Origin of the sequence: Desulfofalx alkaliphila DSM 12257, from assembly GCF_000711975.1 — a bacterium.
In the GTDB taxonomy this organism is placed as follows: domain Bacteria; phylum Bacillota; class Desulfotomaculia; order Desulfotomaculales; family Desulfohalotomaculaceae; genus Desulfofalx; species Desulfofalx alkaliphila.
Map to the genome: position 1 here is coordinate 33,912 of NZ_JONT01000001.1, position 25,883 is coordinate 59,794.

At 46.4% G+C, this 25,883-nt stretch carries 25 protein-coding genes, 1 tRNA gene and 3 riboswitches; of the genes, 22 read left to right on the forward strand and 4 right to left on the reverse strand.

Annotated elements, in window-relative coordinates:
* Positions 1–4 precede the first annotated feature (4 nt).
* From BR02_RS0100145 to BR02_RS0100180, 8 genes are all read left to right on the forward strand, one after another.
* Complete coding sequence (locus BR02_RS0100145) at positions 5–772, forward strand: acyl-CoA dehydratase activase (protein ID WP_031513051.1); 768 nt, start codon at positions 5–7, stop codon at positions 770–772.
* 23 nt (positions 773–795) lie between these two features.
* A complete protein-coding gene (locus BR02_RS0100150; RefSeq protein ID WP_031513053.1) occupies positions 796–1,569 on the forward strand; it encodes an MBL fold metallo-hydrolase in 774 nt (257 codons plus the stop codon).
* 75 nt (positions 1,570–1,644) lie between these two features.
* Complete coding sequence (locus tag BR02_RS0100155; protein ID WP_031513055.1) at positions 1,645–2,616, forward strand: hypothetical protein; 972 nt, start codon at positions 1,645–1,647, stop codon at positions 2,614–2,616.
* Positions 2,617–2,620: 4 nt separating this feature from the next.
* Positions 2,621–3,361, forward strand: a complete 741-nt coding sequence (gene rph, locus BR02_RS0100160) for a ribonuclease PH (RefSeq protein ID WP_031513057.1) — start codon at positions 2,621–2,623, stop codon at positions 3,359–3,361.
* 13 nt (positions 3,362–3,374) lie between these two features.
* Positions 3,375–3,980, forward strand: coding sequence for an XTP/dITP diphosphatase (locus BR02_RS0100165; protein ID WP_031513059.1), 606 nt, complete (start codon positions 3,375–3,377; stop codon positions 3,978–3,980).
* Positions 3,981–4,451, forward strand: coding sequence for a metallophosphoesterase (locus BR02_RS0100170; RefSeq protein WP_031513061.1), 471 nt, complete (start codon positions 3,981–3,983; stop codon positions 4,449–4,451).
* Positions 4,452–4,585: 134 nt separating this feature from the next.
* A tRNA-Gly gene (locus tag BR02_RS0100175) sits at positions 4,586–4,659 on the forward strand.
* A 184-nt stretch (positions 4,660–4,843) separates the two neighbouring features.
* A complete protein-coding gene (locus BR02_RS0100180) occupies positions 4,844–5,284 on the forward strand; it encodes a hypothetical protein (protein ID WP_031513062.1) in 441 nt (146 codons plus the stop codon).
* A gap of 123 nt (positions 5,285–5,407) precedes the next feature.
* Here the strand turns inward: BR02_RS0100180 and BR02_RS0100185 are convergent, their stop codons facing one another.
* Positions 5,408–6,745 carry an NAD(P)-dependent oxidoreductase gene (locus BR02_RS0100185; protein WP_031513064.1) on the reverse strand — a complete coding sequence of 446 codons (1,338 nt, stop codon included), beginning with the start codon at positions 6,743–6,745 and terminating at the stop codon, positions 5,408–5,410.
* Positions 6,746–6,990: 245 nt separating this feature from the next.
* Between BR02_RS0100185 and BR02_RS0100190 the strand changes: the two genes are divergently transcribed.
* Positions 6,991–7,200, forward strand: coding sequence for a DUF378 domain-containing protein (locus BR02_RS0100190; protein ID WP_031513066.1), 210 nt, complete (start codon positions 6,991–6,993; stop codon positions 7,198–7,200).
* A 153-nt stretch (positions 7,201–7,353) separates the two neighbouring features.
* Entirely contained in the window at positions 7,354–8,943 is a 1,590-nt protein-coding gene (locus tag BR02_RS14610) for a methyl-accepting chemotaxis protein (protein ID WP_051688032.1), read from the forward strand.
* A 256-nt stretch (positions 8,944–9,199) separates the two neighbouring features.
* On the opposite strand, the gene BR02_RS0100200 is transcribed toward BR02_RS14610, so the two are convergent.
* Both BR02_RS0100200 and mgtE read right to left on the reverse strand, forming a co-directional pair.
* Entirely contained in the window at positions 9,200–9,940 is a 741-nt protein-coding gene (locus BR02_RS0100200) for an ATP-binding protein (protein WP_031513070.1), read from the reverse strand.
* A gap of 147 nt (positions 9,941–10,087) precedes the next feature.
* On the reverse strand, positions 10,088–11,452 hold the full coding sequence (gene mgtE / locus BR02_RS0100205) for a magnesium transporter (protein WP_031513072.1): 1,365 nt from the start codon (positions 11,450–11,452) through the stop codon (positions 10,088–10,090).
* A 228-nt stretch (positions 11,453–11,680) separates the two neighbouring features.
* Positions 11,681–11,845, reverse strand: a riboswitch (M-box (ykoK) riboswitch).
* Positions 11,846–12,027: 182 nt separating this feature from the next.
* On the opposite strand from mgtE, the gene BR02_RS0100210 reads away from it, so the two are divergent.
* The 4 genes from BR02_RS0100210 to BR02_RS0100225 all read left to right on the forward strand — a co-directional run bounded on the left by BR02_RS0100210 (position 12,028) and on the right by BR02_RS0100225 (position 16,614).
* Positions 12,028–12,678 carry a Crp/Fnr family transcriptional regulator gene (locus BR02_RS0100210; protein WP_031513074.1) on the forward strand — a complete coding sequence of 217 codons (651 nt, stop codon included), beginning with the start codon at positions 12,028–12,030 and terminating at the stop codon, positions 12,676–12,678.
* Between the two features lie 333 nt (positions 12,679–13,011).
* Complete coding sequence (locus tag BR02_RS0100215) at positions 13,012–14,502, forward strand: SLC13 family permease (protein WP_031513076.1); 1,491 nt, start codon at positions 13,012–13,014, stop codon at positions 14,500–14,502.
* Between the two features lie 23 nt (positions 14,503–14,525).
* Positions 14,526–16,286, forward strand: coding sequence for an adenylyl-sulfate reductase subunit alpha (locus BR02_RS0100220; RefSeq protein ID WP_031513078.1), 1,761 nt, complete (start codon positions 14,526–14,528; stop codon positions 16,284–16,286).
* A gap of 19 nt (positions 16,287–16,305) precedes the next feature.
* Positions 16,306–16,614, forward strand: a complete 309-nt coding sequence (locus BR02_RS0100225) for a 4Fe-4S binding protein (RefSeq protein WP_031513080.1) — start codon at positions 16,306–16,308, stop codon at positions 16,612–16,614.
* Between the two features lie 56 nt (positions 16,615–16,670).
* Here the strand turns inward: BR02_RS0100225 and thiD are convergent, their stop codons facing one another.
* Complete coding sequence (gene thiD, locus BR02_RS0100230; protein ID WP_031513082.1) at positions 16,671–17,468, reverse strand: bifunctional hydroxymethylpyrimidine kinase/phosphomethylpyrimidine kinase; 798 nt, start codon at positions 17,466–17,468, stop codon at positions 16,671–16,673.
* A 71-nt stretch (positions 17,469–17,539) separates the two neighbouring features.
* Positions 17,540–17,639: riboswitch (TPP riboswitch) on the reverse strand.
* A 103-nt stretch (positions 17,640–17,742) separates the two neighbouring features.
* Positions 17,743–17,841, forward strand: a riboswitch (TPP riboswitch).
* Positions 17,842–17,898: 57 nt separating this feature from the next.
* Here thiD and thiS point away from each other — a divergent pair.
* From thiS to BR02_RS0100265, 8 genes are all read left to right on the forward strand, one after another.
* On the forward strand, positions 17,899–18,099 hold the full coding sequence (gene thiS / locus BR02_RS0100235; RefSeq protein WP_031513084.1) for a sulfur carrier protein ThiS: 201 nt from the start codon (positions 17,899–17,901) through the stop codon (positions 18,097–18,099).
* 3 nt (positions 18,100–18,102) lie between these two features.
* Entirely contained in the window at positions 18,103–18,876 is a 774-nt protein-coding gene (locus BR02_RS0100240; protein ID WP_031513086.1) for a thiazole synthase, read from the forward strand.
* 13 nt (positions 18,877–18,889) lie between these two features.
* Complete coding sequence (gene thiH / locus BR02_RS0100245) at positions 18,890–20,026, forward strand: 2-iminoacetate synthase ThiH (protein WP_031513088.1); 1,137 nt, start codon at positions 18,890–18,892, stop codon at positions 20,024–20,026.
* Positions 20,013–20,684, forward strand: coding sequence for a sulfur carrier protein ThiS adenylyltransferase ThiF (gene thiF / locus BR02_RS0100250; RefSeq protein WP_051688033.1), 672 nt, complete (start codon positions 20,013–20,015; stop codon positions 20,682–20,684). Before thiH ends, thiF begins: the two co-directional genes overlap by 14 nt.
* Positions 20,650–21,267, forward strand: coding sequence for a thiamine phosphate synthase (gene thiE, locus BR02_RS0100255; protein WP_031513092.1), 618 nt, complete (start codon positions 20,650–20,652; stop codon positions 21,265–21,267). Before thiF ends, thiE begins: the two co-directional genes overlap by 35 nt.
* Before the next feature lie 351 nt (positions 21,268–21,618).
* The gene (locus tag BR02_RS14220) at positions 21,619–21,924 is read left to right on the forward strand and encodes a hypothetical protein (protein WP_034638590.1); all 306 of its coding nucleotides are present in this window, start codon (positions 21,619–21,621) and stop codon (positions 21,922–21,924) included.
* Positions 21,893–24,301, forward strand: a complete 2,409-nt coding sequence (locus BR02_RS14225; RefSeq protein ID WP_084170864.1) for an ATP-binding protein — start codon at positions 21,893–21,895, stop codon at positions 24,299–24,301. Before BR02_RS14220 ends, BR02_RS14225 begins: the two co-directional genes overlap by 32 nt.
* 26 nt (positions 24,302–24,327) lie before the next feature.
* Positions 24,328–25,851 carry a response regulator gene (locus BR02_RS0100265; RefSeq protein ID WP_051688035.1) on the forward strand — a complete coding sequence of 508 codons (1,524 nt, stop codon included), beginning with the start codon at positions 24,328–24,330 and terminating at the stop codon, positions 25,849–25,851.
* Positions 25,852–25,883 lie beyond the last annotated feature (32 nt).

Consider the following 25,883-nt stretch of genomic DNA (forward strand, 5'->3'; position numbering starts at 1 on the left):
CACCATGTTTGCAGGCATAGACCTGGGCAGCAGAAATGTGAAGGTTGCGCTGATGGATGAAAAGGAAAGGTTAAGTTTACATAAATTTGATACCGTGGCCTTTTACCGCCAACACGGCCGCCTGGAAGATGGGCAGTTGGTGGTGGATCTTGCAGGATTAGGCTTGGGCGCCATTGAACTGAAGTCGTTGGTGAGTACCGGCTACGGCAGGCAAACCATTAACCTGAAGGATGCCAAAAACATACCCGAGATAAAGGCACACGTGACCGGGGCGGTATATCTTACCGGGTTAAAGGATTTTACCCTGCTTGATTTGGGCGGCCAGGACAGCAAGGTGGTTAAAATAAGCAAGGGTAGGATGATGGACTTTGAAACCAACGACCGCTGTGCCGCCAGCACGGGGCGGTATCTGGAAAACATGGCCGCAGTGTTAGATATTGACATGGAGGAGTTAAGCCGACACTATGAAGACCCGGTGGATTTAACTTCAACCTGCGCCATCTTTGGTGAAACCGAATTAATCGGCAAGGTGGTGGAAGGCTACTCCACCGCCCAACTGGCTGCCGGGGTAAACTACACCATATTTAAGCGGGTAAAGCCCATGCTAATAAAGTTGGCCAGCCCCACCATAGTGTTCACCGGCGGAGTGGCCCAAAACCGGGCGCTGTTGGAAATAATAAGGCAGGAACTTGATGTGGAGGTTATAGTACCGGAAAATCCCCAGTATGTGGGCAGTATTGGCTGTGCAGTTACAGCCCTTAAAGAAGTCTAAAAGGGGAAGGGGGGCATTATAATATGTACTTAACCGTCTTGGGTTGCTGGGCGCCCTACCCTGCGCCGGGCGGTGCATGTTCAGGGTATCTGCTGCAAAAGGGTGAAACGGCGGTGATGCTGGAGGCCGGCAACGGCAGCTTTAGTAAACTATGCCGTCATACAGATTTTTGCAACCTTGCGGCAGTAATTATCACCCACCTGCACCCCGATCACTATATGGATTTGTTTTGCCTTCGCCATGCCATTGCCGGGGCCATTGACAGGGGTGAACGCACCGGGCCGCTGGCCTTGTTTTTGCCCAAGGGCCCGCAGGAGGAATATGAGCGATTGGCGGGGTTAACCGATGCTTTTTTAGTAAATGCCATTGAAGATTTGCCCCTGGTGCATCTATCCAAGGACCTTCAGGTGCGCCGCTCGCGGGTGGGAATGATGCAGTTGGAGTTTGCCCTTAATCTTCACCCTTTACCGGCCTACGCAGTGAGTGTAGAATGTAACCAGAGCAAAATGGTTTTTTCCGGGGATACGGCCCGCACCGCCGCTTTAGAGGAACTGGCCCGGGGAGCGGATTTGTTTCTGTGTGAGGCCAGTGGATTGGATAAGGATATTGAATTTGTTAAAAAGGGCCACCTCACCGCCCGGCAGGCCGGTGAACTGGCCAGGGACGCCGGCGTACGGCGCCTGGTAATTACCCATTTTTATCCGCCTTACGACTTAAATAAATTGAGCACCCAGGCAGCGGAGGGGTTTGGCCGGCCTGTGGCCTTGGCCAAGGAAGATGTTAGGTATGAGGTTTAAAGACATAGAAAATATAAGCAGGCAATGGCCTTAACTGTCCGGAGGACAGAATTTGTAGGTGGGAGAGTGTTGTTAATGCCTTACATTGTACATGAATATTTGATGCATGCGGTGTATTTTGCTCCCCGGGGGCGGCACAGGCTGACGGACCTGGGTTCCGACCTGGCCCAGAGATACCTCACCCCCCATGATAAATTGATCGGTTTTATCGGCGATGCCGGGGCGGGTAAGTCCCTGCTTATACGGGGGATGTTTCCGGGTTTGGAGCTTACCAACGATGATGAAGGCATCAATTTACGGCCCTTGCCCCTTTTGGAAGATGCCAGGCGGGGCCACTTCCGCTACCATACCTACCACTTAGATGTACGCTTTGAAACAGCCTTTGCCCAACCCTATGAGTTAGCGGAAGCGGTAGATAAAGCAATGGAAAATGACCGGCGGGTGGTTGTGGAGCACTTTGATTTATTGTATCCTCACCTTACTTACAATGCCAATATACTGGTGGGTATTGGTGAAGAGGTTATTGTCACCAGCCCGGGCATTTTTGGCCCTGAACCCCAAGAAATAGCAGATATAGTTTTTGAATCGCTTATTTACCGGAAAATGGCCCACAGTGCAGAGGATATCACCAGCTGTGTGTTGCGGGAGATGGGCCTGTCGGAACCTTCGGAACACGACGATATGAAACACGGCTTTGTATTGGAGTTCAGGGAAAAACCAAATATAGATCTTGATGAGGTGCAGAGACGGGTTTTGGAAATTATAAACAAAAATGCTGCCCTGCAGTACCTTGATGAAAGACATATTAAAGTGGGAGACAGAATTATTAAGTGCACCGGGCCCCGTTTGCACGTGAGCTGCACCGGGAAGATAGAAAATTTTAGGCTGCTTAAGGAGTTTAAATGGGATCCCATCAATAAAATGTATGCCATTGCGGGTTTGGTGGGGCCGGTTAGGGAAGACGAAAGCCCCGATCACCCAAACCGTTTTCGCCTTATTACCAAGGCAAAGAAGAGGTCGGAGTCATTAAAATTTAAGGAGGACTAAAACATTGCAAAGGGTTGACGGCAGAAAACCGAAACAATTGAGGCGGGTAAAATTTACCAGGAATTATATCAAACATGCCGAGGGCTCAGTGCTGATTGAAATGGGAGACACTAAGGTTATTTGTACCGCATCGGTGGAAGATAAGGTACCACCCTTCCTTAAGGGATTAGAACAGGGCTGGGTAACTGCCGAGTATTCCATGCTGCCCAGGGCCACCGGAAATCGCACCGTGCGCGAGGCGGCCAGGGGCAAGTTGGGTGGGCGCACCATGGAAATCCAGCGGCTAATTGGGCGGGCCATGCGCTCGGTGGTAGATTTGAAAGCCCTGGGTGAGCGCACCATAACCTTAGACTGTGATGTTATTCAGGCCGATGGGGGCACCAGGACGGCTTCAATTACCGGAGCCTTTGTGGCGCTGATAGACGCCCTTAACCATCTGCTGGAAAAGGGATTAATTAAAACAATTCCGGTTAAAGAGTTTGTGGCTGCCGTCAGTGTGGGGCGGGTAAAGGGGCAGGTGCTGCTCGATCTCTGCTACTCTGAGGACTCAATTGCCCAGGTGGATATGAATGTGGTGATGACCGGTGCCGGGGACTTTGTGGAAATACAGGGTACCGGTGAAGAAGACACTTTTTCCCGCAGGGACCTGGATACCATGTTGGATTATGCAGAGTTTGGCATAAGGGAACTCATCCAAGTGCAAAAAGAGGTATTGGGGGAAGTGGCCGAGCGGGTTGGAAGGTGAGGTAAATAAGATGTTGAAAATGGTGCTGGCCAGTGGCAATCAAGGCAAACTAACAGAACTAAAAACAATGCTTGCCCATTTAAATATTGAAGTACTGTCCCTGGCAGATTATCCGGAAATGCCGGAAACAGTGGAAGATGGCCATAGCTTTGAAAGCAATGCCCAAAAAAAGGCGCGGGAGGCAGCGGAGTATACCGGTCTGCTGGCCCTTGCCGATGACTCCGGCCTTGAGGTGGACTTTTTAAACGGTCAACCGGGGGTGCATTCCGCCCGCTTTGCCGGGGAACCAAAGGATGACGCCGCCAACAATGAAAAACTGCTGCAACTGTTAAAAGGCCTGCCGTGGGAAAAGCGCACGGCCAGATTTCGCTGTGTAATAGCAATATGTACTCCCGCAGGTGAAATGTATACCGCTGATGGCAGCTGTGCAGGGTTTATCCTTGAACAGTCCAGGGGGGACGGTGGATTTGGTTACGATCCCTTGTTTTATGTGCCCCAATATGATAAAACCTTTGCTGAATTGACAATGGAAGAGAAGAACAAGATCAGCCACCGGGGAATTGCCTTAAAAAAGGCGGTGCAAATACTAGAACGGATAAAAGAAGGGTTGATTAGGTAGGTGCGTATTGGGGTGCTAAGTGATACCCACGGTGATGTGGCAATGGCAAAACTGGCCTTAACCAAAATGGGCAACATTGATATTCTTTTACATGCCGGGGATCACTTTCAAGATGCTAACGAACTGGCTAAAACTAAAAAAGTTCCGGTATATGCTGTGGTGGGTAATTGTGATTGGGACAATGAGAAGGAAGATCTTCTCATCACGGCCGGTGGCAAAAAAATCTGGCTTACCCATGGCCACAGGTACGGAGTAAAGGCCTCTCACCGGCAATTAATTACCCATGCCCTGGAAGAAAAGGTGGACATAGTGGTTTATGGCCACACCCATGTGCCGGTATCTGTATTTGAACAGGGCGTGTTGCTGTTTAACCCCGGCAGTCTTACCAGACCCAGAGGGATCAAAGGCTCAACCTATGGTATTATAGAAATTGACGGTGATGACATTGTGCCCTTTATACATGAATTGTAAAAAGCTCCCACTTGCATTAATCGCCGGGCCATGTTAAACTATAGAAGTCGGCCCGATGAGGGAACGAAAAAGTATTGACAATGGAAGTTTTTTAGAGTAAAATAAATGACGTTGCAAAGCTAATAAAATGTTGTGCGGGTGTAGCTCAATGGTAGAGCACCGGCCTTCCAAGCCGGGTACGTGGGTTCGATTCCCATCACCCGCTCCATTTATTTGATATTTAAAGCAATCATCTGTAGGGATGGTTGCTTTTTTTATTGTTTATTTGGAAAACCATTTTTAAAGATTAGCCATAAGGATACCATACATGGTAATATTTGCTTATGGATAATAACAGGAGATATTGAGCAATCCTGCCGGTCAACCATTTATTATAAAGGGGGCGAAGGTGATTGGGAATACGGCCAAAAGAATGCCTCTTATTGTTTTCAATTATTATGATTTTGCTCTTTCTAGCAGTGGGCAATTACATAAAGGCAAATTATTATAAATCAATACAAGATGCCTTGGTGACTGATCTTGAATTTATTAAAGAAAATTCACATACCAGGGAAATAAAATTAATCACAGAAAAAGGAACCTTTATCATTCCCGATTACGTGACCAACTTTGCTTATTCTGATTCTGAATCGCATAGGATGATCAGAATACTGAAAACAGATTCCAAGTATACACCTGGCAACTTCAACGATACCATCGAAAGGTTTTTGTCTACGGAAATCTCTGTAAATCAAACTGAGGTAGATATTGAGTACCTAATTAAAAAAGATAGAAAAATAATTAAATATCTAAACTATCCAATTTACCATTCAAGGAACACAGCAAGTGATTAATTATAAAAACAGGTGCTTTTTGTAGCACCCGCCAACTTGGTAACCCAGTGGATGGCAGCAGCTGGGAAAGGTTAAGGTCACCCTGCAGCCGGCACCTACCGCTGCCACCCCAAAAATTTTAATTTAGCAGACTTCCAACAACTTCTTAGCCTCCACATAAGCCGCCATGCCCTTAGCTACCTTTTTAGCCTCCTTCATTGCCAATACCACTGTGGCGGGCTGATGGACAACATCACCTCCGGCAAAGACTCCTTTACGGGAAGTCATGCCGTATGGGACTTTCTTAGTGATCACATATCCTGCCTCATTTACATCGATTCCCTTAGTGGTTGAAATAATACGTGCCGCCGGGCGGGAACCAATGGCAAGGAGAACTTTGTGGGCAGGCAGCACAGTTCTGCCTGTCGGAGTTTCAACTTCTAAGCCCGTGAGCCTGCCCTCTGTACCCACAAAGGACACGGGGGTGCACTGCCAGTGAAATTTTACCCCCTCGGCCACTGCATCTTCATACTCAGACTGCAAGGCTGTGAGCTCATTTACTGTTTTGCGAAAGGTCACAGACACCTTGCCGGCCCCAAGACGCAGCAATGTGCGAGCTGCATCCATGGAAACATTGCCGCCACCTATTATGAGCACCTCATCACCGGGGCAGATGGGAACTTCTTTACGGTCAATTTTTCCCTGGTTATACAAGGTGATGGTGCGCAAAATATAGGTTGCCTGTATGATGCCCATCAGATCTCTGCCCGGCAAATTTAAATCCTTAGGGAGCGCAGTTCCGCTACCGATAAATATTGCGTCAAAACCCTCTTCAAACAACCGGTCAATGGTAACATCGGCCCCCACAAGACAGTTGGTGATAAACTTTACTCCCAGTTGTGCAATGCGCTCGGTTTCTTGCCGCACCACTTCCTTAGGCAATCTAAATTGTGGGATGCCGTAAAGCAGCACACCGCCGGGTTCGTTTTCAGCTTCGTATACCACAACGGTAAAGCCCTGCTTAGCAAGATCCCCTGCGACGGTCAGTCCTGCCGGTCCTGATCCGATAACTGCCACCCTGCCCTTAGATTTAGTGAACACCTTAGGCTTAAGGAGGTTCATTTCAGCATCAAAGTCAGCAATAAACCGTTCCAGTTTGCCAATTTTAATTCCCTGCTGTTTTTTTGTTAAGACACAGTGTCCTTCACACTGTTTTTCATGGGGACAAACCCGCCCGCATACAGCGGGCAAGTTGCTTCGCTCAGCTATAATCTCCCTTGCTTCTCCCATGTTACCCTTAGCCAAAGCTTGAATAAATGCGGGGATATCGTTGTCAATGGGACAGCCCGTACGACAAAGGGGCTTAGAACAGTTAAGGCAGCGGCCGGCCTCTGTGATTGCTTCTTTAGTGGTAAATCCCTGATCTGTTTCTACAAAGGTTAGTCCTAGCTTATTTAAGTTGCTATCCCTATTAATAATCATACGCTGTCACCCCATTACTTAAACTTGTCTCTTTGCCGGTGTGTATGGTTGTCCCCGGTGGCTGGTTAAAGTGAAATCTTTCTTAAATTATATCAAATTGTTTGTTAAACAATTTATAGTCTGGACTACGTCAAAATTATTCTTTTTTGACTATAAACACTTACAAGAGATAAAAGCCCTAAAAGTATATTATTTAAATCATAGGTCAAGACTAAATTATAAATAAATGGGGAGGTGAACAAATAATGGATACCTTAAGACAAATTGCCCTGGCGCTAATTATTATTGGGGCCCTTAACTGGTTGTTGGTGGGACTTTTCACCTATGACCTGGTGGCGGCAATTTTTGGTGGGCAAACAGCAATTATTAGTCGTATTATTTATACCTTGGTTGGTGTCGCCGGTATCTATGCCCTTACGTTCTTCTTTAGAACTGATGTGGCAGAAAAAAGCTAAGAAAAGAACCATTCCCCTTATGGACGGGGAATGGTTCTTTTCATGTCCATAAAAGTTTAGACAATTTTCTGAATAAGGTTGCCCTTTTAGAAGGAATATGTCCTATTATAAAAGAACAAGTCTAATAAACAAAGAGAAAAGGGGGAATAAAGTATGAAGCTAAAAATTGGGGCTAAAATAAGCGGCGGCTATATTGTAATGCTGATATTGCTCTCGGCTCTAGGAGCATATAGCTTTATATCCACCGGTAAAATGTCCAAGGATATTGATCAGGTGGATATACTAAATCAGCACCTGGCCCTGCAAGGCGAAATAGAAGCAGAGTTTTTAAACTCTACGGCGGGTATCAGGGGATATATTGCCTATGGTACCGAAAACCACAGGGATAATTTTATTCACCACATGACTAATACCATAGACCTGGCAAGGCAACTTGCTGATTTTACCGACAACGAAAAAAGAGAGCAGGTGCAAGAACTCATTGATATAAGCACTGAATACTTCCAGGGCATTAGTGCAGAATTACTTCCCGCAGTGGAAAGACAATATGCCTCCCAAACCCTGGAAGAGATGGAAGAACGCAGGGCAGAGGTGGTGGCCATAGCCGGCCAATATATACCCCTTACCGAACGGATAAATGAAATTAACCATGCCATGGTAGTTGAAGATACCGCCAACCGTGACAATTACCTGGGGGCCACTACCAGGCTGATGGCGGGGATACAAACACAGTCTGTTGCTGTCACCGCTATCGCTATGGTTATCGGTGGGCTGTTGAGCATATTCATTACACGGGCTGTAAAAAACCCCATGGTGGAAATGGCAGCCGGTGCCAATAGGTTAGCCCAGGGTGATTTTACCCAAAAGATCAATGTAGGCAGCGACGATGAAATCGGTGATCTGGCCCGTTCTTTAAATGAAATGTCTGACCAATTGGCCAATCTTATTAGCGAAGTGTCTAACAATGCCCAGGTTGTGGCTGCCCAGAGTGAAGAAATGGCAGCGGCCAGTGAAGAGGTTAATTCATCGGTTGAGGAAGTTGCCAACACGGCCAGCCAGGTTGCTGCCACTGCCGAAAAGAGTTTTGAAAAAGCTACCCTGGCAGTGAAAGAATCTGAGGATGTTGAATTACTTGCCCAGGAGGGCAATGAAACGGTGCAGGATACCATTGAGAAAATAAATGCCATCGCCAAGGCCACCACCGAAGTGGAACTGGCAATTAAAGCCCTGGGTCGGCTATCCGGTGAAATTGGCAATATTACCGATTTAATATCAGATATTGCCGAGCAAACAAACCTGCTGGCATTAAACGCTGCCATTGAAGCGGCCCGGGCAGGGGAAGCCGGAAGAGGGTTTGCGGTGGTGGCTGAAGAGGTGAGGAAGCTTGCCGAGCAGTCTGCCGATGCCACCAGGGATATTAACGAGCTGGTAAAACAGGTGCAAATCGGGGTGGACACTGCATCAACAGCCATGGAAAACGGCACTGTTCAAGTACAGGAAGGGGTGCAGTTGGCATCTGAGGCCGGTAAAGCTTTAAACAGCATATATACTGCGGTTAAGGAAAGTATTCAGTTAGTTAAGGATATGGCTGAGGGGGCAAAACAAAGTAGCATGGGCATGGAACAGGTGGCAGCCAGCAATGAACAGATAACCTCAACGGTTCAACAGGTAACCGGGGCATCTCAAGAATTGGCCGGCATTGCCAACCAGTTACAGCTTTCGGTAGAGAGATTTAAAATTTAATCCTCTTATTTTAGCAAAAAAGAAATCACCCTTTTGGCTTAAAAAGGGTGATTTCTTCATAAACAAATTTTTGGTTATTGACCTGCCCCGTAGTAGCGAGGAGTCGGACTCAACAATAACAAAATGAGAATTAAGAAAATTATAAAGGAGTTGTCACCGCAGCCACCACCGTAGTATCCCATTATAACGCCCCCCCTTCCTTCTTCGAACTACTGCATAATATGGTCGGGGGGCCTTATTTGTTACATTGTTTTCATCATTTTACATTACCGTCAATGCTGATGACCACTTCCCTAAGCGGTATCTCTTTGCCGGAATTTTGCAGTGCCTGTTTAATCAGGGTTGAAATGCCGCCGCAGCAGGGTACTTCCATGCGGGCCACCACTATTGTTTTAATATCGTTGTTCACCAGTATTTGAGTCAGTTTTTCCACATAACCCTCAATGTTATCCAGCTTGGGGCAGGCAATGGCGATAGCTCGGTCTTTTAACAGTTTTTCCTGAAAATCCCCATAGGCTGCCATGACACAGTCTGCGCTTAGCAGCAGGTTGGCGTTTTTGAAGTAGGGTGCCGCCGGATTTACCAGGTGCAACTGGACAGGCCATTGACGCAAGCGGGACGGCTGACTGCCATGGGCAACAGGCCCCTTATCTTTCCTTTCAATTATCTTGCTCAGGGTAGATGGACATCCGCAGGCTAGGCTTTGGCTTTCAGCCTGTTTAGATGAACAGCCACAGGCAGAGACAGAGCTCTGGTTTTCGCTTTTAAGTTTAATGTTAGCCCTGTCGCTGTTAAAAGCTTCGGCGTCCTTTTCGACCAATTGAATGGCACCCACCGGGCATTGGGGTAAACACATTCCCAAACCGTCACAGTAAGACTCTGAAACCAACTTCGCCTTACCGTCAACCAACTGGATAGCGCCTTGCATGCAGGCGTTTGTGCAAAGACCGCAACCGATACATTTATCTCTATCGATTTCAATTATTTTGCGTTTCATTATAATTACCTCCTTGGGCTATTTGTTTTTATGTGTTCATTATAGGGCAATTTAAGGGGGTGAGCTGTAATCTAGATCACACCTGTTAAAATCATTTAGAATAAATTAGTTTTTTTATAATGAACCCTTTATAGCCCCAAGGTGAGGTTATAAATACTGCAACAAAGCCGTTGCAATGGAAAAATAAATCATCAATCCTAAAATATCATTGATGGTGGTGATGAAGGGGCCCGAGGCCACCGCCGGGTCAATCTTTAAACGGTTAATGATTAGCGGTATTATGGCGCCGGCCAGCGTGGCCACAATTAAGGTGCAAAATAGCGAAACCCCGATAATAAAACCAATCACCAAGTTACCATGGGTAATTATCTGTGAAATAAGGGCGACAATTGCCCCGCATACCAGGCCCATAATTAAGCCCGTTAATGTTTCCCGCTTAATAAGGTGGATTACTCCGTCCTTATCAAACTTACCCAGTGTCAAACCCCTTACCACCACAGCCAATGACTGAATTCCGGTATTCCCTGCCATACCGGCAATTAGCGGGATAAAAAAGGCCAACATGGCCGCTTCCTCTAAGGTGGCTTCGAAACTGCCAATAATTCTGGCGGTAAACATACCGATGAACAAGAGCAAAACCAGCCAGGGCAAACGTTTTCTTGATGCTTCCAAGGCGCCGATTTCCAAATCCACAGCACCCTTTACGGCAGAAATCTCTCCAAAGTCCTCGGTGGCTTCATCTTCCAGCACGTCAATGACGTCGTCCACTGTAACAATCCCCACCAGCCTGCCCTGGTCATCGGTAACGGGTACGGCCAGTAAGTCATAATTTTTAATGGTGTTGGCCACTTCTTCCTGGTCGGTTAATACCGTTACAGACACCACCTGAGAACTCATTATATCTTCTACCTGTTGTTCAAGTTGGGCAATAATTAAATCCCGCAGTGAAAGTACGCCCACCAGCTTTTCATTTTTATCAATCACATACAAATAATAGATGGTTTCAGCGTTTGGCCCTTCCCGGCGCAGGCGCTGCATTACCGAATCTACCTTTTCCGATACGGAGGTGACCACATATTCTGTGGTCATAATGGCACCGGCTGTTTCTTCGGGGTAAGCCAATAGTTCTTTTACTTCCTGGGCTTCTTCCTTATCCATTTTGCCCAGAAAATCTTTGACAGTGGAATCATCTAACTTACCTAAAAAATCTGCAGCCTCGTCAGAGGGCAAGATATTTAATATTTCCACCGCGTAAGCCCGATCCATTTCCAGGATGTATGCCTTTTGATTTTCAAACTCCAGCCCCTGGAAAACATCCCCCATTTCATCGGGTGTTAGATAGCTGTAAACCAGCTGTCTTGTTTCCTCTTCCAGCAGTTCAAATATTTCTACCTGGTCAGTGGGGTGCAGTTCCAAAAAATATTCTCTGAACTTGCTGCGATTCTTATCTGTTAATAACTGAAGAATATAATCGGTATATTCTTGACGATTTTCGTGATTTAACTTCACCATTTTTGATTCCCCCTTCTTGAGGGAACCCATTAAGAATTCCTTGAGGTGATCCAAAACGGATTCCCAACTAGATGTATATGTATTATGTTACAAATGGCAGTGAACTTTCCCGTGTCAGGCACATCTTCCATTTTGAATCACCTCCTGTAGAACATTATATTAAGTAATAAATAAAAAAGCGCCTTCAACGACTGAAGGCGCACGAGTACGAATGATGACCGCAAAATGGGCATCCCTCAATCGTTGAGCTTTAGCACTGTGGGGCATAGGAAAATTCCAGCTGCGTTAAAAACTACCTTAATTCGATAGCTTCTGTTAACCCGTTGGCGTCTTTAGACGTTTCTGGGCAGCAGCGTATCTCCAACACAGGAGCCTCACCTAACGAAGGTTATTGATTTTTAGGCCTTATTAGACGATACATGAAATCAAGGGCTGTGTCAAGGACAATATCGATAAAATTTGTTAAATGGATGTTAGCCGGGCGCAACTGTATATCTCACCATTGTCACTTAATTTGCGAAATAGTATAATTATATTAGTGTTAATTATAACAATTGTCTGGGGAGGGAGGCTGCATGTTGTCTGTTGAGTTATCAGAGGAAGAAAGGGACTACTTGGCATCAAAGGGCACAAATGTAAAATTCCCCAAAGGGCAAATAATATTTACATCGGGTCAGCGAACCAATGAGGTTTACTTTATCCAGAGGGGATGGGTGAAAATTTACCGCACCGTAAGTGACGGTCGCCAGGTATCTGTTGGTTTGCGTTTTGCCGGAGATGTCATTGGATTAGCCGAACTTTTTAGCGGCCATGAGCGGAAATGCAGTGCAGAAGCCATGGATGACGTTTCGCTGGTGATAATTTGGGGTGATGAATTTAAAAAAATGCTGGCCGAAAACTATGATTTTAACGTCAAAATCATGCAGCTTTTGGGTAATAGGCTGCGGGAGGCGCAAAACACCGTCCATGACTTTATTAGCAACCAGGTGCAGGGTCGGTTGGCGCTGATAATTAAAGAGATGGCTTTGCGTTCCGGTATCCCCAGTGAAGATATTGTACACGTGCGCCTAAAGGTTACCCAGAATGAGCTGGCCTGTATGATAGGGGCTGCCAGACAAACAGTGTCAACACTGCTTAATCTATTTAAAGAAGATGGCTGTATTAAGTACAAAGGAAGAGATATTGTGGCTGTCAATATTAAAAAACTGGATAGTTGGATAGAGTGAGAACCGGGTTTAGCCCGGTTAGTTTTTTTATAGCTGTTCCTCTGTTTCAAGGCTTTTGGGGAGGCTTGCGCTCCGGGGCTTATTCTCATATTGCATGATAAATCACAAGCGCAGCCGGCTCCCATTGCCCTTACCGCCCCCTAAGTGTCGGCCTCAAGACATAAAACCCTCGCAAAGTTGACAAAGCAGTGTCTTAACCGCGGTTTTTTAAGAATTTAGGGATTGATAAAATTATAACTAACACAAGGGCGAATGTTTTATAAGGAGGGGGTATTGGCTAAAGAGTAAATACAGAGTGCTTTAACCCACTATAATTTGGGAGGAATGGGAATTATGGCCGAAATGAAAACATCAGACAAAACAAGTATTTTTGCTGCCAACTTGAAAGAATCAGGGGCGAATAAGTACGCATTTCCTGGCTTTCTTGCTTCATGGGCGGTGTTCTTTGCCATTTTAACACTGGTGCCTACTTCTGAAACTCTCACCGCCGAGGGCAGGGCGGCAATGGCGGTGATGGCTTGGGCCACCACAGTATGGCTTACAGCGGCATTGCCCCTGGGTATTTCCGGTTTAGGTATTCCCCTTTTGTTGATGCTCACTGGGGCAATGCCAGCCATACCGGATGCTTTTCGTGGTTTTACCCAAAATGTTACTTTCCTTATATTGGGATGTTTTATCTTTGCAGCTATCATGCAGACCACCGGCCTAGACCGGCGTATCGCATTAGGAATTGTATCTAAGGTTAAGCCCAAAGTGGGCAGTGTAATGCGCGGGTTAATTGGAGCTCACCTTGTAACCGCGGTGCTAGTTCCAGCCACCAACGCCCGTGGGGCAGTGTTTTTACCTATTGTTACAGGTTTGAACAAACTCTTTAGTAAGGATGATGCTGACGGTGCCAGGGCCAGAAAGGCGCTCACCATGGTCGGTGTTGGTTTTGCATCCCTGGCTTCAGGTATCATTTTAATGCACAGCCACATGTCAAACGTAATTGTGGCCCAAACCATTAACCAAGCCCTGGATGAAACTGTTATCAGTTGGGGAACCTGGGCCTGGATGAACTGGCCCATGTTAGGGATACTGGTCATTATGTACTTCTGGGTAAACTGGGCCTTAAAGACTCATAATATCGAAGTGCCCGGTGGCATCGGCGAGGTTAAACGCCAAAGAGATGCAATGGGTAAAATGACTTTTACCGAGTATGTTGTATTAATTGGTTTTACTGTGGCTATCTTACTGTGGGCCACTGAGCAAATTCACGGAATCAGCATGGCTGCGGTAACGCTGGCTGTGTTACTGATAATATTTATTCCCGGTTTAACCAACCTTACCTGGAAGAAGGTACAGGGCAACACCATTTGGGGGACCTGGTTACTCTTATGTGGTTCGCTCTCGCTGGTAAATGCCTTTGGACAAACCGGTGTTAACAACTGGTTAGCCTCTTACCTAGTGGGTATTGCCCCTGCCTGGGGTTGGGTTGGAGTAACACTGTTTGTCTGTATTGTAGTACAAATTCTGCGTCTCGGTATTGTCAGTAACGTAGCTGCTGTTACACTGATGGCTCCCATTGTGGTGGCATTGGCTCCGATGTTAGACTTGAACACTGTAGCCTTTACCATGGTGGTACTAAACGTAGACAGCTACGCCTTTATTCTACCCATATCGGTTACCGCTTGTCTTATTGCATATGGAACAGAAGAATTCACCTTTATGGAGTTTGTAAAAGTGGGGGCTCCCCTTACTTTAATGGTTATCCTGTACATGGTGATTGTTATGGTACCCTGGTACGCATTCTGTGGATTCCCCATTTGGGTACCGATGAACTAAGAGCTAGAAGGAGGTTACATTTAATGCCTAGAGCCAAATTGCCAAACAGTGTAGACAAAATTGAAGAGGTCCGTATAGAAACCGACCTGCTAATTATCGGTGCCGGCAACGCCGGATGTTTTGCGGCAATTGAAGCAAAACGAGTAAACCCTGACTTGAAAGTAACGTTAATGGAAAAGGCCCATATTGACCGCAGTGGTTGCCTGGCCGGTGGGATGGACGCCATAAACACCTATATTAAAAAGGGACGTACCATTGAAGACTTTGTGCGCTGGAGCCGTTCCCAGGCCGGCGGACTGCTGCGTGAGGATCTCACCATTACAATGGCCGAAGAATTAAACAGGCCCATTGAAGAATGGGAAGAGTGGGGTATGCCCATTAAGTACGAAGAAGACGGTGAAGAGTATAAAACCCGCGGCAAGTGGGATATCACCATCAGCGGCTCAGAGATGAAAGTTATTTTAGCCGAAAAAACCAGAGAATACGGCTGTGAAATCTTAAACCGGGTGGTGGCCACCAATTATATCAAAGCCGGTGAAAAAGTAGTCGGTGCCATTGGTTTCGGAGTAAGGGACGGTAAGGTTTACGTTATCAAAGCCAAAGCCACCATCATTGCCACCGGCGGTGCAGCGGGCTTGTATAAACCCTACCAAAACGACGGCAACGACAGCCACCACCAACTGTGGTACTGCCCCTTTAATGTGGGTACCGGTTATGCCATGGGTATTAGGGCCGGCGCCGAGATGACTACCTTTGAAATGCGCTGGTGTGCCACACGCACTAAAGACTTTAACGGCCCCATTGATACCATTTCGGTGGGTTACAAAACCCCGATGATAAACTGCAAGGGGGAAGAAATTTTAAAAACCCACTATGCTCATCTAGGTGGGGACGCAGCGCCACGTTTCATCAGGGCAAACGCACCGATGGATGAATGGCGAGAAGGCCGTGGGCCTTGCTTTGTGGACACCCGCCATATGACTGATGAACAAATATACGATATGAAGTATGACTACTTGAATGAGCGCCCCAGCTACGTGCTCTTTTTGGCCAGTAGGGCCCAAGATCTTAAGAAAGATCCCATTGAAATATACGGCTCTGACCCCTACATCGTGGGCGGCCACACTGCCAGCGGCTATTGGGTAGACGTAAAAAGAAGCACCACACTGCCGGGCTTATACGCCTGCGGTGATGTGGCCGGTGGTACCCCCAACAAATTTGTGGGTGGTTGTGCCGCCGAAGGTTTACTGGCAGCCCGGGCTGCGGCAGAATACGCTGCCGGTGTAGATAAAGTAGAAGTGGATGAAGAACAAATTGCTAAGGAAAAGGAAAGGATTTTTGCCCCCGGTTTCCGCCAGCAAGAAGTGGGTGACGGTGTAAAGCCCCGGGAGATGGAAGAACGCCTGCAGCGGTTGATGGATGAGTATGCCGGCGGTGTACACCAGTTTTTCCGCATGAATAGAGAAGGTTTAGAGTATGCCCTGCGCCACTTGAACTTGATGAAAGAACAAGTTAAATATTTGGTGGCCGAGGACTTGCACGAATTAATGGCAGCCCATGAGGTAATTGACCGTTTGGTGGTGGCCGAAACCCTGGTGCATCACCTGCTGTACCGCGAAGAAACCCGCTGGCCGGGCTGGCAGACAAGGGCAGACTTCCCCGAGAAGAACGATGAGAAGTTTGATTGCTTTGTAAACTCCCGGTACAATCCGGAAACCGGTGAGATTGAAATGTTTACGCGCCCCTACGAGCAGATAATACCCGGCGACAGATTAAAGCCTTAAGGAAGAGGAGGTTGATATTATGCCACCGGTAATTAATAAAGAGAAATGTACTGGTTGTGGAAAGTGTGAAGAGATTTGTCCTGGCGACTTGATGGAAGTGGATGAATCCACCAAGGTAGCCTTCTGCCGGGACACCAGAGACTGCTGGGACTGCATGGCCTGCACAAAGGAGTGCTCCTCAGGAGCCATTGAAACCCGCATTCCCTATCAGTTGGGTTACTACCCGGCTAAACTGATACCTAAAAAGCGGGCAAAGGAAATTGAATGGACCTGCATAGACATCTATGGTAAGGAAGAAAAGTTTATTGTAAAGACCCATAACAAGTAAATTTTTACCCCCCGCGATAAACCGTTACCCGGCAATTAGGGTAACGGTTTATTACCTTACTGATATATTTTATAAAAATGATGGGTGGGGCCGATGCCCTTGCCCAGCGGGAAGGCGTGCTCTATGGCGCCGGTGATGTATTCCTTGGCTTGGGCCACCGCATCCTTGACGGCCAAGCCCTTGGCCAGGTTGGCGGCAATTGCGGAGGAATATGTGCAACCGGTGCCGTGGGTGTTATTGTTGGTTAGCCGCTTTGCGGTAAAGGGGGTAAATTTATGTCCGTCATAAAGCAAATCGATGGCGTCGCCGGGTAAATGCCCGCCTTTAACCAGCACATGTTTTGCACCCATTGCTCTTATGGTTTGGGCGGCCTTTTTCATTTCCTCTACAGTACCCACCTCAAAGTCCACAATGGCAGCAGCTTCAGGCAGGTTGGGGGTAACCACATCGGATAAAGGCAGTAAGTGGTCAATTAGTGCCTGGCGGGCTTGGGGCTGCAATAAATGGTCTCCGCTTTTAGCCACCATAACCGGGTCCAGCACCACCGGTATATGGGGGTAAGCTGTTAGCACCTTGGCCACGGATTTAATGATTTCGGCATTGGAGAGCATGCCAATTTTTATTGCGTCTATTTTAATGTCTTCAAGCACTGCCTCCATTTGCAGCACAACAAATTCAGGTTGCAACTCCGCAATTCCTCTTACTCCTTGGGTGTTTTGGGCGGTTACTGCAGTGATTACAGAGGCGCCGTATACTCCGTTGGCGGCAAAGGCTTTTAAGTCTGCCTGAATTCCTGCACCTCCGCCGGAGTCTGAACCGGCTATGGTGAGGGCGGTGTAAATGGTGTTTTTCATTTTTCACAGTCTCCTTATCAATTAATAAAGGCCCTTATTTAACAAGACAAGCTAAACAAGGGCCGAAATAAATCGTTCTGGTTTAGCTTCCCTACGCAGGTGTTAACCTGATCAGGTTCAAAGGGTCAGGAAAAATCCTTCTCAGCTTATAAAGCTCCCCTAGCCATTGGTTTATTTAATTATACTTATATTTATTCGTTAATGTATTGTTAATTCCTGCTGTTACTTTACATTTTACCGCCAGAGGGTTTATACTTTAATAAATAGCATAAAAAACATGCGCTGGGGGTGCCGATAGGCTGAGAAGGGCCCTGCCCTAACCCTTTGAACCTGTTTGGATAATTCCAACGTAGGGAAGCAATAAAACACTTACCCTATTTTGTTGGGGTAGGTGTTTTTAATTTTAGCAAACTTGAAAGGGGGGTAAAGCTTGCAGATAACCGTTAACGGACAAAAGGAAAGTTTGGCCGGTAAAGTAACGCTGCTAAGTTTTTTAGAAGCTAAAGATATAGACCTAAATACAGTGGTGGTGGAATATAACTTTAACATTATCCCTAAGGAACAGTGGGGCGATATTACACTGCAAGAGGGAGACAACTTAGAAGTGCTTCACTTTGTGGGAGGGGGTTAATAGATGCCTAACAATGATAAATTAATTATCGGTGGCCAGGAGATTGGCAACCGCTTTTTTACCGGCACCGGTAAACACGCCAGCAATGCAATTATTCCGCAAATAGTTGAACATTCGGGTATTGAGGTAATTACTGTGGCACTGCGCAGGGTGGACCTAAGCTCACCGCAGGAAAATATATTGAATTATATACCAAAGCAGGTAAAACTGCTGCCCAACACCTCCGGGGCCAGAAATGCCCAAGAGGCGGTGCGCATAGCCAGGCTGGCCCGGGCCACCGGCTGCGGCAATTGGATAAAGATAGAAGTAATTTCAGACAACAAATACCTGCTGCCCGATAACTACGAAACGGTAAAAGCCACCGAAATACTGGCCAAGGAAGGCTTTGTGGTCCTGCCCTATGTAAGCCCTGACTTGATGGTGGCCAAAGCCTTGGTCGATGCAGGTGCTGCGGCAGTGATGCCCTTGGGGGCGCCCATAGGCACCAACAAAGGATTACAAACCAAAGAATTAATCAGAATTTTAATAGATGAGATTAAACTCCCTATTATAGTGGATGCCGGCATTGGCCGGCCCTCCGAGGCCGCAGAGGCAATGGAAATGGGAGCCGCTGCGGTGCTGGCCAACACAGCGGTGGCAACGGCCAAAGACCCGGTCTTGATGGCCCGGGCCTTCTGCCAGGCGGTGGAGGCCGGTCGCAAGGCCTACCTGGCAGGTTTAGGGCCCACAAGGGATGTGGCCGATGCCAGTTCGCCGCTTACAGGTTTTTTAGACTGACGAGGTGATTAGGATTAGTTTTTATGATATCTATCAAGAGGCAAAGAATATAGATTTTGAGCAGCACTGGCAAAGTGTTACCGACAATGATATACTGCGCATCTTGACAAAGGAGAGGCTGGATGCGGCCGATTACTTGACTCTGCTGTCGCCCAGGGCCGCTGATTTTTTAGAACCCATGGCCCAGCGGGCTCACCGTTTGACGGTGCAGCACTTTGGTCATACCATGCTGCTGTACACCCCAATGTACTTGGCCAACCACTGTGCTAATCACTGCCTGTACTGCAGTTTTAGTGCACTGAATAAATTAAAGCGAAAAAAACTTTCGCTGGCCCAGGTGGAAGAGGAGGCCAAGGCCATTGCCGCCACCGGGCTGAAACATATATTAATACTTACCGGTGAATCTCCGGCCCACAGCCCGGTATCTTATATTGCCGACTGTGTAGGGGTACTAAAAAAATACTTCGATTCCATTTCGATAGAAGTGTATCCCTTAAGCACTGAAGAGTATGCCCAACTGGTTGCAGTGGGGGTAGACGGCCTGACCATATACCAAGAGGTATATGACGAAGAGATGTATAAACACCTGCACCCCCGGGGGCCCAAAAGGGATTACCGCTACCGTTTAGATGCACCGGAACGGGGCTGCAAGGCTAAAATGCGCACCGTAAATGTGGGCGCCCTGCTGGGATTAGAAGACTGGCGCAAGGAAGCCTTTTTTACCGGTCTGCATGCAGACTACCTGCAAAACAAATATTTAGATACGGAAATTGGCATTTCTGTACCCAGAATACGCCCCAATGTTGGCGGTTTTTCCCCTAAGGTGGACGTTACCGACCGCCATTTAGTGCAAATTATACTGGCCTACCGCTTATTTATGCCCCGGGCCGGCATTGCCGTTTCCACCAGAGAGCGGGCGGAGCTGCGCAACCACCTAATAAAGTTAGGGGTGACCAAAATGTCTGCCGGTGTGACCACCGAAGTGGGCGGCCATTCAGAAAAGGATTCCGCTGAGGGTACCGGCCAGTTTGAGATATCAGATAACCGGGGAGTGGACGAAATAAAACAAATGCTGCTAAGTCAAGGCTACCAGCCGGTCTTTAAGGATTGGCAGTGTATAGACGGGGAGATGCCTGGTGAATCAGTTTGAACAAGCACTTGAGCATTATATGGGAAAGGAAAACCTACAAAAAATTCAACAGGTGACGGTGGGCATTGCCGGAGCCGGGGGCCTGGGCTCTAACTGTGCCCAGTATTTAGTGCGCAGCGGCTTTAAAAACCTGGTATTGGTGGACTATGATCGGGTAGAGGATACTAACCTAAACAGGCAGTTTTTCTTTTTGCACCAGGTTGGCCGGCCTAAGGTGAAGGCGCTGGAAGAAAACCTGTTAAAGATTAATCCCCACCTGAATATTGTTGCCATGGTGGAACGACTGACCCCCGACAACATGGGGCAAATATTTCAACCCTGTCAGGTGGTGGTTGAGGCCTTTGACGACCCCGTTTGTAAGCGCCAAATGGTGGAAATCTTTATGCACTCTGACAAACTGCTGGTGGCAGCCTCGGGTCTGGCCGGTTGGGGAAACTCTGACGATATTAAGGTGCGCCGGGTAAAGGCAAACTTTTACCTGGTGGGTGACCAGGTGTCGGCAGTATCAGAAACCAAGCCACCGGTGGCCCCCAGGGTAAACATAGTGGCGGCCAAACAGGCAGATGTGGTACTTGATTACGTGCTAATGGGCAGGTGTGAAAATACTGAGGGAGGTGGGCCCAATGCTAAACACAGACCTATACGCCATCACCGCTGAAGAATATTCATTGGGACGTTCTAACATTGAAGTGGTGGAACAAATGGTGGAGGCAGGTATAAAGATAATCCAATATCGGGAAAAGGAAAAAAAGAAACTTTATAAATACCAAGAGTGCTTGAAAATACGGGAAATCACCCGTAAGGCAGGGGTTACTTTTATTGTCAACGATGATATTGACCTGGCCCTGGCCGTTAAGGCAGACGGGGTACATATAGGCCAAGAGGATCTGCCCATAGAGCAGGTGCGCAAACTGGTGGGCAAAGAAATGATTATAGGCCTTTCTACCCATTCACCGGAGCAGGCACAGGATGCTGTTCGCCGGGGCGCAGACTATATTGGTGTAGGGCCGATATTTGCCACTAAAACAAAAAAAGATGTGTGCGATCCGGTGGGCTTAGAATACCTTGATTACGTAGTAAAGAATATTAAACTGCCCTTTGTGGCCATTGGGGGCATTAAAGAACACAATATAGCGGAAGTTAAAAAAAGAGGCGCCAAATGTATCTGCCTGGTGACAGAAATAGTGGGCGCCAAAGATATAGGTGCGAAAATAGCAGCTCTAAGGGAAAACATAAAGTAAAGCTGTGAAAAAAATGTGGACAAATCTGTTGATAATGTGGATAAGTTGTTGACAACAGAGCAAAAGATGTGCAAAAAATTGCTTAGGGGTGAACAAAGAAGTCACCCCTAAATACCCTCAAGGGCAATTGCCAGTATCACCTGACTATTATCCCTGTGTTTGCTGACGGTCGGTAACCCTTCCCCAAAATCTTTCCTTCATTAATCCAATTGTTATTCCTACCCCTGGGGCTAATGCCCTTTTGATATTTTAACATGCTTAAATTTTAAATAATATTAAGAAAACCAAGAAGGTATTACTTGGTTTATGTTGAAAAACTTTACTAATTAGTAATTTAGGAAGGTTTTAGGCATGAATATAAAAACAAAGATGCTCTTGGGTTTGGGTAGTCTTTGTATAATACTTGTAATCCTTATGTTTACTGCAAATACCCTAATGAATAGGCAGGTCTACACCATCGAGAAAACTGTCCTTGAGTGTTACGAAGAGATAAATCTGGTCAGGTCAATAAAGTTTGAACTGGAAAACATAGGTATTCAATTTAGGGAACTGGCCTTGGGTCAAGTGGCCGACCCCGAAGAAAAAATTGCTTTAATTGAACAATCCACTGCCAATATACAGCAGCATGTCTTCTTTAGAGCAGATGCCCTTGGATGATTTAACCCCTTCCCTTGTGATGTTGCGCAGCATTATTGACGATTATGTAGGATATACAGAAAACGTAAAAAAATTAATTAGAGAGGGGCAAAATATTCAGATTTATCAGTTAATAGATGAAGACGGAATACTGCTGCTACAGGCCATGGATTTATTAAATGAGATAATTGACTTTGAAATAAAAATCATAGATGAAACAATAGCCTGGGCTAAGGACGATAACCATAGGGCAAATGCAATTTTTGTGTTGGTTTTGGCGGTGGGCTTATTGACGGGGGGAGGTATTTCACTATGGATGCTTCAAGATATCACCAGCCGGATGAACCAATTAACCGTTGCCATGCAGCAGGTAACATCCCACAGCGATAAAACTTCACTACCCCGGCTGCCGGTCATCGCCCGGGATGAAATTGGGGAAATTGCAGTGGCCTTTAATGCCATGGCAGACGACTTAGAACAATATACCAAGCGTGAAAAAGTATATTACCGGGTTATGGAAGAACAGAACTGGTTGAAAACAAATTTGGGCCACATTACTGCCCTGTTTCAAGGAGTGGAGGATATAAAAATATTAAGTAAAATAGCTATTTCACAACTAACCCCAATGGTGGAAGCGAGCTTTGGCGTGTTTTATTTACTAGAAGGCGAAGGGGAAGAAAGAAGGCCGGTAAGAATGGCCGATTATGCCGCCGGAGACGGGAATAGGGGTTGGGAATGCTTTTCCGCCGGGGGTGACTTAGCATTACAGTGTGCATTGGAGAAGAAAACAATACTGCTGACAGATGTACCCAAGCAACATATTACCGTTAACTCCGGTTTAGGTGCAGCAGTACCCCAAAGTATTATACTGGTGCCTATTGAATTTGAGGGACAGGTGCTGGCGGTGGTGGAAATGGCTACTTTTAAGGAGTTCAGCCCCTTGCAGCAAATGTTAATTAGCCAGGTAGGTAGAAACATTGGTATCGCTTTAAACCGCATTGGCGGTTACATGCAGGTGCAAAAACTGCTGGCCGAAAGCCAGGCATTAACCGAGAAATTGCAGGCCCAGTCCCATCAGTTACGGAAGCATCAGGAGGAGTTGATGCTGGCCAATGAAAAGCTAGACAAACAATACCATGAGGCTGAAAAAAGGGCCGCTGAATTGGAGGCAGCACAGCTGGAATTAAAAGAAAAGGCGCGGCAGCTGGCATTAAGCTCACGGTACAAGAGTGAATTTTTATCTAATATGTCCCATGAACTGAGAACGCCCTTAAATAGCTTAATGATTCTGGCACGCCTGTTAGCAGATAATAAAGAGGGCAATTTAACTGCCAAACAGATGGAATATGCAGAAACCATATATTCCTCCGGCAATGATCTGCTGGATTTAATAAATGATATTTTAGACCTCTCCAGGTTAGAGGCCGGTAAAATGCAAATTAAGCCTGAATATGTTTCATTGGCTGAGGTAAAAAAGGATTTAGAACGCTACTTTATGCCGGTGGCCCGTAAAAAGAAGGTTGATTTCTTAGTTGAACTGGAAAGCGGCTTACCGAAAACAATTTACACAGACCGGCACCGATTAATGCAAATATTGAAGAACTTAATATCTAACGCCTTGAAATTTACTGAACGGGGCCATGTGCACCTTGTCATTTGCGGGGCAAACAATAAAGATTTTAAAGGGCAGCTGGCCTTTTCGGTCAGCGATACAGGTATTGGTATAGCCGGTGATAGACAGCATTACATATTTGAGGCATTTCGGCAGTTGGACGGTACAACCAGCAGAAAGTACGGCGGCACCGGCCTGGGCTTGTCTATCTGCCGCCAGTTGGCCGACCTTTTGGGTGGTCATGTGGAGCTAACCAGCAGTGAAGTAGGTAAAGGCAGTACCTTCACCTTTTACTTGCCCCCCTGCTATGGAGATGGTAAAACACTGCAAGATGCTTCAGATGCTGAAGAAAAAACCGCAGCTGCGGTGGATGACAAGGCAGCCCGCTGTGTTGATAATAGTGACATCTTGCAGGGCTGTAAGGTGCTGGTGGTGGACGATGACATGCGCAACGTTTTCTCTATCACTGCAGCATTGGAAGAGCAAAAGATGGAAGTGGTTTTTGCTGAAAATGGACTGGAATGCTTAAAGGTGCTAAACCACCGGCCCGACATAGATATTGTATTGATGGATATTATGATGTCTGGCATGGATGGCTACCAAGCCATAAAAAACATACGGAAAATGGATCGATATAAGGATTTACCCATAATAGCAATAACAGCAAAGGCTATGAAGGGCGACCGTGAAAAATGTTTGGCTGTCGGTGCTTCAGATTACATCAGCAAACCACTGGATATTCATCAACTGCTGTCTGTAATGAGGGCTTGGATAAGCGAGCCATAAAGAAGTGCGTAGATAGGTGATAGAAAATGGAGAATAACATAAAGGTATTGTTGGTGGATGATAAACCGGAAAATATTTTTGCGCTGCAGGCGGTGTTGGACTCCCCTATGTACCAGTTAATTACAGCCAACAGCGGAGAAGAGGCATTAAAATGCGTTTTAAAGCACAATTTTGCCGTGATATTACTGGACATACAGATGCCGGGATTTGACGGTTTTGAAACTGCTAAAATAATTCGTACCCGCGAAAAATCCAAATACACTCCAATTATCTTTATTACCGCCATATATAAAGACCCGGAGCAGGTGCGCCAGGGCTATGCCCTAGGTGCCATTGATTATATATTTAAACCGGTGGATATAGATGAATTAAAACACAAGGTAGAAGCCTTTGTTCACCTTTATAAATACCGTGAACAACTGGAAAAAATAGTACAGCACCGCACAAAACAGTTGGAAACCGCAAATCAAAATTTGCGTCAAGAAATTAACGAGCGCAAAAGATTTGCAATGGCCTTGAGCGAAAGCGAATCCCGTTATAGGGCTATTTTTGATAATGCCAAGATAGGTATAGCCCTGCTGGACAGTAAAGGATGTATATTGGAAAGCAATGCCACCCTAAGCCAAATGCTTGGGTATAGCAGGCAGCAATTAAAGAACCGGATCTTTGATGACTTTAGCCAACCCCAGAGAATGCATTATGCCTACCGACATGAAATATTGGACAGCATGGGTGATTACTACAAACAGCAAAAACCTTTTTTTATCAAAGATGGTGGGGTGGTATGGGGTGAAGTGACAAAATCCGTGCTGAAGGATGAGGCGGGTGACTGCCGGTACACAATTGTTATGGTAGAAGATATTACAGAAAAAAAGCAATTTCAAGAGAAAATGTTTCGTTTAGACCGCCTAAATATGATTGGGGAAATGGCTGCAAGCATCAGCCATGAAGTGCGAAACCCAATGACCACTATTAAGGGTTTTTTGCAAATGTTAAGGGATAAGAAAGAATATCAGGCTGAAAGGCATTATTTTGATTTAATGATTGATGAAATCGATCGGGCCAATTCTATAATTACAGAGTTTTTATCAATAGGGAAAAACACTGCCACTGAGTTTAAGGTGCAAAATCTAAACGAAATAGTAAAGACAATAGCACCGTTAATGCAGGCCGATGCCCTGCAGCTGGGCAAAAACATAGAACTGGAACTAAAAGAAACCCCGGATATCCCTCTCAGCGGAAAGGAAATACGCCAAGTAATCCTTAATTTAGTTCGCAACGGCCTTGAAGCAATGGCCCAAGGGGGTAAGGTAACCATTAGAACTTATGCCGATGGGGACAGTGTGGTGTTGGAAATTGCAGACCAGGGTCCGGGTATCCCCCAGTATGTAATGGAAAACCTGGGCACCCCTTTTTTCACCACCAAGGATAAAGGTACCGGCTTGGGCCTGGCAACATGTTTTAGCATTTGTAACAGTCATCGGGCAAAGGTGGACATAGATACCGGCCCGGCAGGAACTACCTTCAGGATAATTTTTGGCACCCGATAAAACAGCCCGCCAATATAACTGTGGCGGGTTGT